We start from the raw sequence: 14,986 nt of genomic DNA, 5'->3' as shown, positions 1-14,986 counted from the left end.
TGGCGATTATTTTGTTTGACGTGATGACTGTCACCTACCTTTTCAATATATCTGTTTACCTGGGAAAATGCGAAATGCGATATTAATTTATGAAAAAGAGGACGCAGAATCTGGTAATAAGGCAGGCTTTTTGCGTTTTCGGTTACTCGAACCAGACAACGCCGGACTCAGCGCCTAAACTCGTAACCATGCCGAGCTCACAGAAGGCCCCCGGGGCCGCTCCCGGAAAGATCGTCGCGGCGCTCCTTGCATTCCTGCTTGCGTGCACCGCAGGAGGTATTGCCCTCGCCGGTCTTGCCATGCCCATCGTGGCAGCAACCGGAACGGTCACGACGGCCACGACATCCCTGTTTGATGACCTGCCGACCGAGCTGACGTTCACGGAACCTTCCGAGCAGTCAGTCATTCTCGCTTCCGACGGGTCGGAATTAGCCCGTTTTTACGCGGAGAACCGCGTCGTGGTCGGCTCGGAAGACATCGCTCAGCACCTCAAGGACGCTGTTGTCGCGATTGAGGATGAACGGTTCTACGAGCACAACGGCATTGACCCGCAGGGCCTGATTGGCGCCGCGTTCAACAACTTCACCGGTGGTGAGCTCGCCGGTGGTTCCACGATCACCCAGCAGTACGTCAAGAACCTCCTAATCGAGGAGGGTCGTAACTCGAACGATCCGGAGCTGATTGCGGCAGCGACGGAGCGGACGATCGCCCGTAAGCTCTCCGAGGCTCGGACCGCCATGGCGATCGAGAAGCAGCTGACGAAGGACGAAATCCTCACCGGCTATATCAACATCGCCATGTTCGGCCCCTCCCAGTACGGCGCCGAGGCAGCATCGCAGTTCTTCTTCTCCGTTCCCGCGAAGGACCTATCCATTCCGCAGGCCGCAATGCTTGCCGGCATCACTCAGTCGCCGGGCCGTTGGAACCCGCTGACGAACCCGGATCAGGCGAAGAACAGGCGCGACACGGTGCTCGCGAAAATGTACGAGCTGGGCTACATCAACGAACAGGAGTTCCGCGAGGCCGTAGCCCTGTCGATCGATGACATGCTCGATATTTCTACCCCGACAAACGGTTGTGAGTCGGCGGGAATCTCGGTCTACTTCTGCGAATACGTCGTCAAGGACCTGCTGGCTTCCGAGTCCTGGGGTGAGTCCCAGGAGGACCGCCTCAATCTGCTGTACCGCGGCGGTCTCGTTATTCACACGACTCTTGACCCCGTGAAGCAGCGCGCGGCCTACGAGTCCGTTATCCAACACATCCCGGTCAACGACCCCTCGGGTGTCGAGATGGCGATGTCATCCGTTGAGCCCGGCACGGGCAAGATCGTCGCCATGGTTCAGAACACGAACTACGGCACCGCCTCGCCCGAGGATCCGAACGCCACAACGGTTAATCTCAACGTTGGCACCGACCGCGGCGGTGGCTTCGGCTTCCAGTCCGGCTCAACTTTCAAGGTGTACACGCTGATCGAATGGATCCGTTCGGGACGTAGCGTGCAGGAACGCGTTGACGCGTCTCGCGACACCTATTCGAGGGATGACTTCACAATCTCGTGCGCCCCAGATCTTGCCGATGATTACAATCCGTCGAACATTGAGGGCATTGGTTCGGGCATGATGACCGTCCTGGAATCGACAACTCGCTCGGTGAACCTGTCGTTCATTGATATGGCGACGCAGCTGGACCTGTGCAATATCACGGGTGTTGCGGAGCAGATGGGTGTGCGGAGCGGTAGCGGCGATCCTCTTATGCCGCGCCCCTCCTCCGTCCTTGGCTCGAACAACGTGACCCCGCTGTCCACTGCCAACTCGATGGCTACGCTCTCCTCCGGCGGCATCATGTGCGAGCCCATGTCGTTCACGAAGATCGAGGACCAGGACGGCGAGGTTATCGCCGAACTTCAGCCGTCCTGCAGCCGCGCACTCGAGGAGGACGTGGCCGACACGACCACCGAGGTACTCCAGACGGTCGTGGCTGACGGTGGTACGGGCTTCCGTGCGCAGATCCCGGGCCACGAGGCTGCCGGCAAGACCGGTACCGCCAACATGGACTACCACGCCTGGTTTATGGGATATACAACCCAGGAGGCCACCGCGGTGTGGCTTGGTCACATGGAGGGGAACATTTCGATGTTCTACACCACCATTAACGGCCAATACAACGTCGAAGTTTATGGCGGCCTGTACCCGGCCATGGTGTTCTCCACCTACCACACGAGAATCCTCGAGGGCGTCGAGCCCGTCCCCTTCGACCTTCAAACAACCGAAGGTAGTGACGAAAGCGGCGCAACAATCCTCCCGCAGGGCCGGGACAATCCGGCAATCCGCCAGACACAGCAACCCGCTCCGGCACCGCAACCTGAGCCTGAGCCTGAGCCTGAACCCGAGCCTGAGGCTGCCGAACCCACCCCGGATCCGACGACGGAACCGGAGGAAGTGCCGACCGATAATGGCACGACTGAGGCACCCGCACCGGCAAGCCCGGAGCCACCCACTCCACCGAGCCCCGAACCACCTCCCGGACAGACCGAGGGGGAGAATCCCGGTCAGGGGAACCCCCGTAGTGGAGACACCGGGGGCGACGAATGATCCGCGGTATCGCCACCGTCACGGGCCTTGGCGTAGGCATTGGTGCAGGAGTTGCCGGATGGTCACTGTGGGAAGCCCGTAGCTTCCAACGGTCCTTCCACCACCTCAATATCCTCCCTGACGGCATGGAGCCGATGAGGATCCTCAACATTTCCGACATTCACCTCATGCCCGGGGATGAGAAAAAGGTGGAGTTCCTTCGCGACCTTGCCGACCTCAAGCCGGATGCCGTGTTCCTCACCGGCGATCAGCTGTCATCCACAAAGTCCCTCCCGTCGCTTTTGCGTGCCCTGCAACCCCTCAACGGGATCCCGGGAGCCTTCGTGTTTGGCTCCCACGACTATCACGCACCGGTCTGGAAGAACCCACTCAGCTACGTTCTGCCGTTCCTCGGTGGACCCGAGAAGGACCCGGAGGACCTCCCCCACGCCGCGATGGCGGAAGCGTTCCGCGACTTCGGCTGGACCGATATGCGCAACACTCGGTCGTCGATCCAGGTAAACAACCAAAAGATTCAGCTTGTTGGCGTGGACGACCCGCACATCGATCTCGACGAATACCCGGCTCCCAAGGAGCAGGAGGGCTTCACAATCGGCCTAACGCATGCCCCGTACGCTCGGGTCCTTAACGCTATGGAGGCGGACAGCGTCACGCTTGCCCTCGCCGGTCATACTCACGGCGGTCAGGTCTGCGTCCCTGGCTACGGTGCTCTTATCACCAACTGCGATCTCGACACCGCGCATGTTGCCGGAGTCTTCGGCTGGCCTGCAATCGCGCAGGAAAAGACAATGACCGTAGCAATCTCCCGCGGGCTGGGAACCTCCCCGTACGCGCCGTTCCGTCTGGCCTGCCGACCCGAGGTTCAAATCATCGACCTGGCGTGACCAAGTAGTCACAACCGATCCAGCCCCCTGTTTTTCGTTCGCACGCCGGATTCGGTATCATGGATGAGTTGCACGGGGTGTGGCGCAGCTTGGTAGCGCGCTTCGTTCGGGACGAAGAGGTCGCAGGTTCAAATCCTGTCACCCCGACCAGAGAAGGATGCTGGTATCTCAGCTGAGGTACCAGCATCCTTGTTTTATGGCGGACTACTTCCGTAACTGCCGAGGCTTACCGCAGTAGGGCACCAAGCGAGATCCGATACCCCGCGAACATGACGGCCCGGAGAAGCGGGTTCAGGATCGACCATCGTCCGCCACGAATATTCTGATCCCATCCCACAACGCATCCACCCTCCGTAGCTGTGACCGCAAATCGGATCGTGCCGAGGAGAACGGGGCCTTCTTTAATGATTGTCCCGCGGGCATGATCTTCCCTCACATCCACATCGGCGATCACCATCGTGTCGTCGAAGCGAATCGGGCCAACGGTCGTCGTGGCTACAATCCGCCGACCATCGCGTTTCACGGTCGTGAACGGCACCCGATGCTCCTCGGCTGTGACGATCCTGCGGACAGCCTCCTGCACGTCAAGAGCCGAGCGAATAATAAATCTAGCCATCATGCGCCCGGCTTAACCCAGATGTGGAGCAGGTACCCGTAACTGAGGCCGGTGCGTTCGGGATGCTCGGCAAGCCAGTTCTCGGCGACCTCGGATGGGAATTCGAGCCGAATAACCGACTCGAGATCGCTCCGTGATTGAAACTCCCAGGAGCTCATAATGGCACGGGTCTCGGCTCCCTGCTCAGCCCACCACTGCCTGGTGTACGTATTCTCGCCCTGCCTCTCAGCCGCAACACTGACCTTGAGTAGCTTCGCAAACTCCCCTCGCACGGTGTCGTTATCGATCACGACGAGGGTCCCTCCCGGGCGGAGAACACGAGCGACCTCACGTAGGCCCTGGGACACGTCGTATGTGGGGTGTGGGAAAAAGTAGGCGAACCGGGCGTGCACAACGTCAACCGAGTCATCGGCAAGGGGAATATGCTCGGCCGAACTGTGAAGAATCTTTGCTTTCGAGTCGCGACCACGAGCTATATCCAGGAGCGTCTCATCGGGCTCAACACCGTACAGCTCAGCAGCATCGGAGTATTTTGGGAGCCACCAACCCGCCCCACATCCCAGATCAACCAGGGACTTATCTGTCCAGGGTGCTGCCTCAACGAGGGCCCGCCACAGGGTCCCTTCCGGATCGATCCCCTCATTCTCAATGTCGTACACACCGGGATTAACCGCCTGGTTACCCGAGGGGATGAAATCATCAAAAGCCATAGGCTAAACACTCCTCGGCGCGCGACATCCTGTCAATGTGGAGAAACTGAATTCACGCACCCAGCGGGCAAACCACGGATTCTCTGGCCGCGCACGCTGGCACTAAGTGGGCCCATGGCACAGGTGTGACACGGGCCCACTGCCGCTGGTGAGAAATCCCGGGCGGCAATACCTAGCTTGCAACCGTCGTGCTTAGGCTACTTGGATGCTGCTTCGGCGAAAACTTCGACAATACCGCGGTTGAACGCGTCAAGGTCTCGAGGGCTTCTGCTGGACAGCAGGTTGCCGTCGCGGTGGAATTCTTCATCCACCCAGGTTGCCCCGGCGTTCTCGAGATCCTTCCGGATCCGTGGTGTGGACGTCAGCGTGCGACCGGCAATAACCTCGGCGTCGATCATGATCCACGCACCGTGGCAGATCGGGGCGACGGGCTTGCCATCCTCCACAAATGCTCGGACGAAGTCCTGCGCCTTCTCGTTCGTCCTGATCTTGTCGGAGTTCAGTGTTCCTCCGGGCAGGACGAGTGCAAGATAGTCAGCAGGCTTCGCGTCGTCGAGGGTGACATCGACGGTGAAATCATCGCCGTAGTCCCAGTCGTGAATCATTGCGGTAATAGTGCCCGCCTCTTCACTGACCAGTACCGGCTGACCGCCCGCTTCAAGGACTGCCTTCCACGGTTCCGTCAGTTCTGGCTGCTCCACTCCGCGCTTGCAGAGGAATGCGATCTTGTGGCCTGCGAGTTCATTCGACATGATGACTTCCCTTCTCCTACTCTGACCTCCAGCCTGGTGGCCAGACTGTCTGTAGCCAAGGAAATCAGCGGAGGATGAACACTCTTTTACGTGTTGGGCACAACCTCATCACGGAAATACACAGGAATGGAGCATCGTCGAGCCCTCTGCTGAAACATGTTTCTACCATCCGCCCATCGGGTGGCAGGTTGAGCAGAAGTCACGAATTTGGTGCCCTGTAGGCGTCGCGAAAACGCTTGGCTGGTCAGATAGGGTGGACGGCACACGCCGTGTAACTCGCCATGCTCGCGAAAGAAACACTATGCTTCATTAGGGCTCCCCCGTAAACGACTACGTGGAATTGAGCGAAGATGACTGACATGTCCGTGGGCTTTGATAGCGCGAAATATATCGAACTCCAGTCCCAGCACATCGCTGAACGCCACAGGAGCATCGGCGGAAAGCTCTATTTGGAGATGGGTGGAAAGCTGTTCGACGACAATCATGCGTCGAGGGTTCTTCCCGGGTTCACTCCCGACAATAAGATCACCATGCTGGAGCGCATGAAGGACGAAGTTGAAATCATCATCGTCCTCAACGCCAACGACATTGCACGGCAAAAGGTCCGGGCCGATCTTGGCATCACCTATGAAGAGGACGTTCTGCGGCTCGTTGACGTATTCCGCGAGCGCGGCTTCCTCGTTGAGAACATCGCGCTGACGCAAATGGCAGATGATAACCAGTCAGCCCGAGCGTTCCGTTCACGCTTGCAGCGCCTCGGTTTCAAGGTCAGCCGCCACCGGACAATCAAGGGTTATCCCGCTAATCCGGATCTTGTTGTGTCAAAGGACGGATTCGGGAAGAACGACTATATCGAGACAACCCGCGACCTCATCGTTGTCACCGCACCGGGCCCGGGCTCCGGCAAGCTCGCCACGTGCCTGTCTCAGCTCTACCACGATCACCAAAGGGGCTTGAAGTCCGGGTACGCAAAGTTTGAGACGTTCCCCGTATGGAACCTACCTCTCGACCATCCCGTGAACCTCGCATACGAGTCGGCTACTGCCGACCTTGATGACGTCAACATGATCGATCCCTACCACCTGTCTGCATACGGGGAGCAGGCGGTCAACTACAACCGCGATGTTGAGGTTTTCCCGCTCCTATCCAGGTTGCTGGAAGTGATCCTTGGGGAGTCTCCGTACAAGTCGCCGACCGACATGGGTGTGAACATGGTCGGCCACTGCATCAGTGACGATGAGGCGTGCAGACAGGCGGCGAAGGAAGAAATTATCCGCCGCTACTATAAGGCGCTTGTTAACGAGACCCGGAATGATCTGGAGTCTGAAGAGTCCGATCGTATTGCGATCGTCATGGGCAAGCTTGGGATCAGCCGCCTGGATCGAGCCGTTGTCGAGCCTGCGCTGAAGATCGAGAAGAAAACGAAGAATCCCGCAGCCGCGATCGAGCTTGCTGACGGCACGATCGTGACTGGCAAAACTTCCGAGCTGCTTGGATGTTCGTCTGCAATGCTCCTGAACGCGCTCAAGGTCCTTGCCAGCATTCACGATAAGGTGCAGCTCCTCTCCCCCGAAGCAATCAAGCCAATTCAGGATCTTAAGACAAAGCATCTGGGGAGCCAGAACCCGCGCCTGCACATGGACGAAGTGCTCATTGCCCTGTCGGTCTCTGCGGCCACTAGCACTCAGGCGCAGGAAGCTCTTGCTCAGCTGAGGAACTTGCGGGACTGCGATGTTCATACGACAACGATTCTTGGATCCGTTGACGAAGGCATTTTCCGCAACCTGGGTGTGCGGGTCACATCTGAGCCCGTCTATCAGGTCAAAAAGCTTTACCGGAAGCGATAATGGCCCGATCGAGAGGCATTGCACCCTATACGGACACTTCCATACCTTTATCTCTGGATATTCATCACTAAGATATAGGGCGTAACACCTAGCTTTGGGGTTGCTCGCAATCTTCTTGCTTACCGAGCACCCGGATCGGATTCTCCATGTCGTATAACCCCTCGGGCACACCGTGGTGGCGAGACCGACCCTATTTGGTGTGGGGATTCGCCGTTGCAATACTCATCGGGGTAGTCAGCGTAGCCACCATCAGCATCGTCAACAGTGACGAACCACCCACGGGTGAACTGCGTACCTTTGATTTCTCCTCAACTGACGAAACCGAGCCCCCGACCGAGCCGGAGGAGACAACGGACGAGGAAACGACCGAGGAAGAAACCACGGACGCTCCGTCAACCGATCCTGCTGAGACAGAGGAACCGAGCGAACCTGAAATAAGCGAGGTACTGGAGCCGTCCACACCCGAGCTCGCCGAGCCGTCAACAACCGAATGGGTTGCGCCCCCTGCCCAGCCGACCCCTGCTCCCGTCCGCCCGGCACCGGTCAATCCAGCTCCGGTACAGCCGACACCCACGCCAACGCCGACGCCAGCGGATCCAACGGACGACCCCGGAGAACCGATACCGACAGTCACTCCCACCGAGGATCCTGCACCTCCTACTGACGGCCCGCCCGAGCCAGTGGACCCAACTCCGTCAGTCCCGTCGCCAACTCAGCCACCTGTCGATCCGCCACCGACCGGAGATCCTGCGCCACCAACCGGTGACACGACGCCCCCAGCGAATTAGGCCGGTAACGCCTCAAAGAATTCCTCGAACCCGCGCAATTCTCGGTTCATTCGGCTTACTCTGGGTCCCGCTCCCCACATAACTGACTGACGCCCTCCATGAGTGGCACTGGTGTCTTTTCCGAAGCTCACGTATCTAGGGAAGAGATAACGATGTCCAAGGGATTCAATGGAGGAACCGTTGTTGCGCTCACAGTGGTTGCCCTCCTGAGCGGAACTGCAGCGGGATACTACATTCCCGGTGGCTCCGGTCCTGACACCTCCAAAGACGGTCGCATCGACTATGCCTGTGCGATTGCACATGATCTCAGTGATGCCGATTTGTCCGAGCCCTACCTTGGCTACGACTGGAGAAAGATCAGCAAAATCCGATCCATCTCAGCTTTGCTCAGCAATGCGGTTCGAGTCGCTGTTGAGTACTGCGATGCTCAGTAGCTCCGCGGTTCGCAGCCTCCGCCTCCCAGAACCCAACCGCCTCAAGACGAGAAGTGAAGATGTGGGCACAAGAACGAATTCAGCATGGCTGAATGAGTTAATGCAGGAATTGTTGCGATCCTCCTCGTTGCCGCGCTCAGCATCGGCGCATTCATCGGCTTCTTTATCCGGTCTGATGATGCACCCAAGACAAGCATCGAAGGCCAAATAACCTATGCCTGCGAAGTGGCCTCTAAGGTCGGTGAGGTTTACTTCGAAGGACGAGATTCCGATCAGTACCTAGAAACGCGTCGCCAACTTTACCTCATCGCTAATCTCCTCGGTGGCACGAGCGTTATTCCGTCAAATGAAAAAACGCAGGCTAACGAATACGGGTACGCCCTAGCCTTGACCTATCCCGGTAATGACGAAGAGGCTACACAAGAGGCTTTGGACAATATCCTGGACTACTGCGGCTCTCGCCAATAGCGACAAAGCAACCCAGCATAGGGTAAAGAGCAGACTTTAGCCCTAAACCCCAAAGGACAAGCCAAGCGCCTATTCGGATTCCATGCGTGATTTTGCACCAATTGAAATAAACCAACATTTTTGGCCTTGCATGATCATAAGGTTCAGATAATCCTCAAGAACGGAAGTGTCTGACATGTCCATGAATTACTACCCACCAGCCACAAAGAAGTGGTACCGACAATGGTGGGTGTGGGCCATCGCCATCGTTGTCATCATCACCACCATTGGAGCCATAGCAACCGGCAGTTCCTCGGAGAAGACTCCCGAAGCGGCCGAGGTTGCAGACAACATTGAAACCACGGCATCAGAATCGGAGTCACCAAAGGCCACCGAGGTACAGACGACCGACGAGGAGCAGAGTGAGGAGCCGACAGACGACGTCACCGTCGCCGCCGTTGAGTCGACATCTTCCGAGGCGACAAAGAAAGCCACCCCGGAGGCCGCTAAGAACGAGACCGTAGCGCCAGCACCAACGACGACACCGGCACCCGCACCCACGGAAGCTCCCGCTTCAGACCTCTCAGTCTCCCAGCAGAACGCGGTGCGCTCAGCCGAGTCTTACCTCCGGTTCACGGCATTCTCCCGCCAGGGCCTCATCGACCAGCTCGAATACGAGGGTTACTCAACATCCGATGCAACATTCGCGGTCGACTCCCTCAGCGTGAACTGGGACGAGCAGGCGCAACTCTCTGCAGAAAGCTATCTGGAGTTCACGGCTTTTTCCCGCACGGGACTTATTGGCCAGCTTGAGTACGAAGGGTTCACCAACGCACAGGCCACCTACGGCGTGGATGCCGTCAATCCAGACTGGAATGAGCAGGCTCGCCTATCCGCGGAAAGCTACTTGGAGCTCATGGGATTCTCCCGCCAGGGCCTCATCGACCAACTGCTGTATGAAGGGTTCACCCTCGAGCAGGCCACCTACGGAGTGAACGCGGTCGGCCTCTAATTCATTCACTGTTGCGCGTAGGTTGCACGAAAAAGCGGCTTATCGCCTCGATTCCCATGGTTAGGCGATCACTTTTCGCCTAGAATTCGCGGATGTCCCCAGAATGTCCCCACGCCGGGGACAAGAATTCCCCCGGAAACCACTTTTCGTTGGCATTCCGGGGGAATCTATGGCGGTGGAGGTGGGATTTGAACCCACCTCGCATGTTTTTCGGGAGTGTTGATATCTCGCGATTATGAGGGTTTTTCGTTGGTAGTTAGCCATTCTCCCTCATTCCACTGGTGTGCACGAATAGGCTGGTATATGCTCATATTTGTTGGGCTTGATACACGTAGGATACACGCCGGGAAGGGGACATAATGGCTACACGACGGGGATTCGGAATGATAAGAACGCTCCCTAGTGGTCGAATGCAGGCCCGGTACATTCATCCCGAGGTGCCGTTCAAGGATGACGGGACCCGTAACTACATCAACGGCCCGGTAACATTCACGACGAAGCGCGCAGCAGACAACTGGCTAGCAACGGTGCAATCAAGTATCGCGGCCGGGACATGGAAGAGCCCCGAGCAAGAGAAGGCCGAGCAAGCCACTGCCGACGCCGAGGCACGCCGACTCGCATTCACGTTCGGGGAGTACGCGGAGGCATTCTTTGCCACGCGGGACTGGAGTCCGAACACCGAACGGCCCGAACGGTCACGGCTTAGGACTCATTTATTGCCCCGCTGGGGCGAGGTGGCACTCTCCTCGATCACAACGCCGGACATTAAGTCTTGGGCCGTTACGCTCGCACCTGGTGCGCCGGGGAACCGTAAGAAGGCGTATGACCTTTTCGCGAATATCTTGAATAGCGCCGTTAATGATGACCTCATACCGCGTAACCCGTGCCCGGTTAAGGGTTTGAAAGGTATCAAGGCCGCTCCGGTGAAGCCGAGCAAGGTTAAGCAAGCCAAGCGGGAGCCCCGGGCATTCACGTCCGGGGAGCTCGAGAAGCTCACGGCGGAGTTGTCGGAGACTCATGCGGTCATGGCGATGGTGCAGGGCCGTATGGGGCTACGTATCGGGGAGGTACGGGCCCTAGTGGGAGGAAGCGTTATCGAGCACGCGGACGGGGCCGTATGGCTTGAGGTGAAACAAAGTGCCTCGAATGACGGTAAGAGCCTGCACGTTAAGACACCTAAGACACCTAAGAGTGTTCGCACGTTGCCCGTGCCGGAGGCTATGGCTCACGCCTTATTGGAATGGGCTCGAGTGGCCGGTAAGCGTGGGATCCTTTTCCCGGCTAAGGATGACCCGGCGAAGTACATGCCGACGTCAACGTATGGGCAAGCACTCACGCGGGCCGGTAAGCGTGCCGGTATTGGTCACGTAGCACCGCATGACCTCAGGCATACGGCGGCGAGTATTCTGCTCGCGAATGGCGTTCAGGAGCATGTTGTCTCGGAGATCCTGGGGCATACTCATTCGTCGATCACACGGCGCTATACGCACACATATGCCGAGCAATTCGAGGAGGCGGCGGAGGTTATCTCTAATCTCATGCAACGGCCCGCTGGCGTGACGTCGCTCGATGAACGTAGGGCGGTGGCAAACTAGGGCCGGGAGCGTGCCCTAGGGCTACTGGTGGACTTTGGGCGGGGGATGACCGCGAGCGCGGGCACCTCGGGCCGGGGAGATAGGTAACGGAGGGGAAAGAATGTCGACGGGGCTACACTTGATTGGGATCTATTGCCTAGCGGATCGGCCTAAGCACCGCAGGGCCGGTGGTCGAACGAAACGGTATTGGCTTGGATTGTTCTACGATGACTCTGAAGGATACTGGGGGTCGATCGGTATTCCGTCTGCCCGGCGGGTAGCTCAATACGTGGCCGAGCGTGACGGGGTGGACTACATCCCAGAGACCGAGGATCTCGACTCTCCCGAGGCTATGGCGAGATTTGCGGAAGCACTCGAGGAATACGAGCGGGACGGACCTAACGTTAATCTGTCAACCGACCCGAATGACCCCGAGTGGAACATGATCTCACCGACTCCCGAGCAAGACCTGGGGCCAGCGGTCCGTATCATTAAGCACCCGGTTAGGGTAGTGCGCCATGATGGGAGTCCCGAAAGGTATTACCGGATGAAGTGCCCTTGCGGTACTCAAATTCGGGATATTCGAGTGGACGCGCTCGCGGAGATACTCGATGTACTTGCACGTAACGGTATTGGAGAGGTCTCGATTCAGGCGGTGCTTAAGCGCCTCGGGAACCGCAGTTAGGCACTTACGCACAAGCGGGCTAGAATGGGCTTACTGGCTAACCGTTACGGCCAAGGCTTAAGGCGTTGAAAACGGCGACACGGGCATAAGCGCTCGCGCTCGATCTTTGGGTGGCTCTCATGCGGACCCTTTGTTTCGCACGCCCGAAACATGAAGTTCGAAAGGGAACTCATGTCAACGTCAACGGTTGAACCTACTCTGCCCGAATTTACGTCGATCCAGGGAGCTGCCACTCTCCTCGCTTGCTCGACCGACACGGTCCGGAGGATGATCTACTCCGGTAAATTGCCTCATGCCCGCCTCGGTCGAACGATACGGATCCCACTCTCAGCACTCACTCTCGAGTCGCTTAACGGCGAGGGCGGTGCAAAGTGACCATACCTGTATCGTCCACAAATGGCCGGGAGACGGCCTCAGGCACTCCGGTCGACCCTAACCCTACCTATGCGGTTGCCGTTGCCTCGCGCACGGCGAGACCTATCGGGGTAAGGGCGAAGGGGGCGGATCTCTCAACCCCGCCCGTCCTAATGCTCGATCCCGGCGAGGCACTCGCGCTCGCGAGCTCTCTCATTCTTGCGGTGAGCCGCTGGGAGGGCTTGGACTAATGGAACACAAAGGGGAAGAGCACCCGGTAAGGGGTGCCCATATGTCCACAATATCAAACTTACTCACGGCGGGGAACATACGGGGCGACTACGTGGCCCTTGCGGTCACCTATGCGGGCCTTCTCGGTTGGCCAGTAGTGCCGTGCCGTCATGTCGACATGGCGAGCGGGCCGGCTAAGTCACCGTATGGCGGACTACGCACGGCGACAGTCGACCCGGGCGCTATTCGGGAGGCGTGGGAGAAGCACTCGCGCGCCCTTATCGGAGTAGTGCCGCCGTCACCACACCCCGTCACAGGACGCCCGTACACGTGGCTTACCGCGAGCGCCCCGGCTCCCCTACCGGCCGGGCTTGAGAACACTCTCACGCCGCACAGGGCACCCGTACGACGGCGATACCGTGCACGTCGACGCCGGGGAGACATAGGGCCCGATACATCGGCTATGTCGACGCTCTCGAGGGGACGGTGACCGCATGAGACTTGAACCTCAAGAGGCAGGATCTCGCGGCCTCGATGTCCGCGTAAATGAGGCGATACTACGCGACCCGCGTCGATTGAAAATAGGGTCGAATGCGAACATGGCCCTTATTTGTTTACAGCTCTTTGCAATCGGTGCCGGTAGGGACGGTGTCATTTATGCGGACGAATACACGAAGGACGATCCCTACCCGGGGATACCGTGGGTTGCCGACGAGACTATCTCGAAGTTGAAAGAGTATGGCCTCGCCGAGGACTACGTCGACGAGCGGGGCCCAGGCATTCGCGTTACGTGGCTTTGGCAGTCAACCGCCGAAGAGCGGGAAAAGGCACGCCACCAATCTCGAGAGCGTTCGAGACGCTACCGAGAACGTAGCCGAGCGAATGAGGAGGAACTCAGCCGCTTGAAAGCCGAGGACACTCCCCCGGTGCACGCTACAGACTCCCCTTATTCCGTCACGCGTGACGCACCCGTGACTAACGCCGGAGTAGGACAGGATAGGACAGGTAAGGAAAGGCAAGGAGAGGAAAAGGTTAGGTATTCAAGTGGAGAAGGAAGCCAAGGCACCGTACCCGATAGTCTTGGTCCCTCCGAGTGGCCGCCCCCGCCCTCTAAGGAGATCCCACCTGGACTAGTCGGGTAGTTCAATACGGCACTAGACACGATGACCGCGAGCGCATTCAATCTCGGGACGCGCTCGCGGTCATTGCCGTCTAAGACCAACCGGATCCCGTACACGTGACCAAAGCTCGCTAGATTGGTCCGGACATTGTGATACCGTCTCAGCCAAGCGATTGAAGCCCGCTCTCCAATGACACGAATACCCCAATGATGGGACTAGGATTGGCGACTCAATGCCGGGGAGGATCACGAATACAAGACCCGCTCATGCGGGGAATAGTGGTCAGCCTGTTGTTATTGGCAGGTGGTTTCAACTCGCCCGGCGCGTGTCTCGATTGAAACCCGGTACTCGCGCCTATTCGTCAATAACAACCGTTGAAAGGTGTCGCCGTCATGTCTATGTCGCCCTACTTTTGGAGTCTCTCGATCACGCCCGGAATGATTCGGGACCGCCAAGCCGGAGGTATGTCTCTCGCGGGCTTGCAGGACATTCTCACGCTTGCCCGCGCGGAGGTAGTGCCGTCTCGGCATTGGACGCGTATCGGGCACGATAGCCGGCCGGGGAATGCCCGCCGGTACGTTCGGGTAGGTCAACTCACTTGGGGCGAGGGTGCGCCTCGAGTGTGGGAGAACCAGGGCGGGAGCGACCTCGATACGTACGCGCTATATCTCGCGGGGGCTATGTATCTGCCGGATGTTAAGCGGATCCCTCGGGAGGCTACCTACTCGGTTAAGGGCGGACGGGCACTTGAGGCCGGGCATAGCCATTATGCGAATGTTGTGCGGTGGCTCGATGACGGCGAGGAGTATTGGACTCTCGAGGAGCAGCTGGGGGATGTGATACCGCGAGCGCTCGCGGTGGAGCTGGAGAGCCTCGCGGAGGGTTGAGCGTGTCCTAGGGGCTCCGAGGGGGCCTCGGGGAGGGGTTAGGCCGTGCGGGG

The 14,986-nt window shown here is 58.6% G+C and carries 15 protein-coding genes and 1 tRNA gene; 13 read left to right on the top strand and 3 right to left on the bottom strand.

The window, feature by feature from the left end; genetic code table 11:
• Positions 1 to 188: 188 nt before the first annotated feature.
• From EJ997_RS10570 to EJ997_RS10560, 3 genes are all read left to right on the top strand, one after another.
• On the top strand, positions 189 to 2,591 hold the full coding sequence (locus tag EJ997_RS10570) for a transglycosylase domain-containing protein (protein WP_164719967.1): 2,403 nt from the start codon (positions 189 to 191) through the stop codon (positions 2,589 to 2,591).
• Entirely contained in the window at positions 2,588 to 3,475 is an 888-nt protein-coding gene (locus tag EJ997_RS10565; RefSeq protein WP_206501650.1) for a metallophosphoesterase, read from the top strand. Before EJ997_RS10570 ends, EJ997_RS10565 begins: the two co-directional genes overlap by 4 nt.
• A 73-nt stretch (positions 3,476 to 3,548) precedes the next feature.
• Positions 3,549 to 3,625, top strand: a tRNA-Pro gene (locus EJ997_RS10560).
• A gap of 76 nt (positions 3,626 to 3,701) precedes the next feature.
• On the opposite strand, the gene EJ997_RS10555 is transcribed toward EJ997_RS10560, so the two are convergent.
• The 3 genes from EJ997_RS10555 to EJ997_RS10545 all read right to left on the bottom strand — a co-directional run bounded on the left by EJ997_RS10555 (position 3,702) and on the right by EJ997_RS10545 (position 5,553).
• Positions 3,702 to 4,094, bottom strand: a complete 393-nt coding sequence (locus EJ997_RS10555; RefSeq protein ID WP_126704520.1) for a hypothetical protein — start codon at positions 4,092 to 4,094, stop codon at positions 3,702 to 3,704.
• A complete protein-coding gene (locus EJ997_RS10550) occupies positions 4,091 to 4,801 on the bottom strand; it encodes a class I SAM-dependent methyltransferase (protein ID WP_126704519.1) in 711 nt (236 codons plus the stop codon). Before EJ997_RS10550 ends, EJ997_RS10555 begins: the two co-directional genes overlap by 4 nt.
• A gap of 197 nt (positions 4,802 to 4,998) precedes the next feature.
• Positions 4,999 to 5,553: a type 1 glutamine amidotransferase domain-containing protein gene (locus EJ997_RS10545; protein WP_126704518.1), complete on the bottom strand. Its 555-nt coding sequence runs from the start codon at positions 5,551 to 5,553 to the stop codon at positions 4,999 to 5,001.
• Positions 5,554 to 5,912: 359 nt separating this feature from the next.
• Between EJ997_RS10545 and EJ997_RS10540 the strand changes: the two genes are divergently transcribed.
• From EJ997_RS10540 to EJ997_RS10495, 10 genes are all read left to right on the top strand, one after another.
• On the top strand, positions 5,913 to 7,400 hold the full coding sequence (locus EJ997_RS10540) for a DUF1846 domain-containing protein (protein ID WP_126705045.1): 1,488 nt from the start codon (positions 5,913 to 5,915) through the stop codon (positions 7,398 to 7,400).
• 146 nt (positions 7,401 to 7,546) lie between these two features.
• Complete coding sequence (locus EJ997_RS10535) at positions 7,547 to 8,188, top strand: hypothetical protein (protein ID WP_126704517.1); 642 nt, start codon at positions 7,547 to 7,549, stop codon at positions 8,186 to 8,188.
• 152 nt (positions 8,189 to 8,340) lie between these two features.
• On the top strand, positions 8,341 to 8,622 hold the full coding sequence (locus tag EJ997_RS10530; protein WP_126704516.1) for a hypothetical protein: 282 nt from the start codon (positions 8,341 to 8,343) through the stop codon (positions 8,620 to 8,622).
• A gap of 643 nt (positions 8,623 to 9,265) precedes the next feature.
• Complete coding sequence (locus tag EJ997_RS10525) at positions 9,266 to 10,081, top strand: Ltp family lipoprotein (RefSeq protein WP_228201639.1); 816 nt, start codon at positions 9,266 to 9,268, stop codon at positions 10,079 to 10,081.
• A 410-nt stretch (positions 10,082 to 10,491) separates the two neighbouring features.
• Positions 10,492 to 11,676 (top strand): tyrosine-type recombinase/integrase, encoded by a 1,185-nt coding sequence (locus tag EJ997_RS10520; protein ID WP_164719965.1) that lies wholly within the window; start codon positions 10,492 to 10,494, stop codon positions 11,674 to 11,676.
• A 268-nt stretch (positions 11,677 to 11,944) separates the two neighbouring features.
• A complete protein-coding gene (locus tag EJ997_RS10515) occupies positions 11,945 to 12,340 on the top strand; it encodes a hypothetical protein (protein WP_126704514.1) in 396 nt (131 codons plus the stop codon).
• Between the two features lie 171 nt (positions 12,341 to 12,511).
• Positions 12,512 to 12,715, top strand: coding sequence for a helix-turn-helix domain-containing protein (locus EJ997_RS10510; protein WP_164719963.1), 204 nt, complete (start codon positions 12,512 to 12,514; stop codon positions 12,713 to 12,715).
• Between the two features lie 388 nt (positions 12,716 to 13,103).
• The gene (locus tag EJ997_RS14125) at positions 13,104 to 13,415 is read left to right on the top strand and encodes a hypothetical protein (RefSeq protein WP_407644350.1); all 312 of its coding nucleotides are present in this window, start codon (positions 13,104 to 13,106) and stop codon (positions 13,413 to 13,415) included.
• A gap of 4 nt (positions 13,416 to 13,419) precedes the next feature.
• On the top strand, positions 13,420 to 14,067 hold the full coding sequence (locus tag EJ997_RS10500; RefSeq protein ID WP_126704511.1) for a hypothetical protein: 648 nt from the start codon (positions 13,420 to 13,422) through the stop codon (positions 14,065 to 14,067).
• A 371-nt stretch (positions 14,068 to 14,438) separates the two neighbouring features.
• Positions 14,439 to 14,933, top strand: coding sequence for a hypothetical protein (locus tag EJ997_RS10495; protein ID WP_126704510.1), 495 nt, complete (start codon positions 14,439 to 14,441; stop codon positions 14,931 to 14,933).
• The last annotated feature ends 53 nt before the right edge of the window (positions 14,934 to 14,986 follow it).

The organism is Flaviflexus ciconiae, assembly GCF_003971195.1.
GTDB lineage: Bacteria > Actinomycetota > Actinomycetes > Actinomycetales > Actinomycetaceae > Flaviflexus > Flaviflexus ciconiae.
Note: the sequence above shows the minus strand (reverse complement) of the source record. Positions and strands in the feature narration are given on the sequence as shown.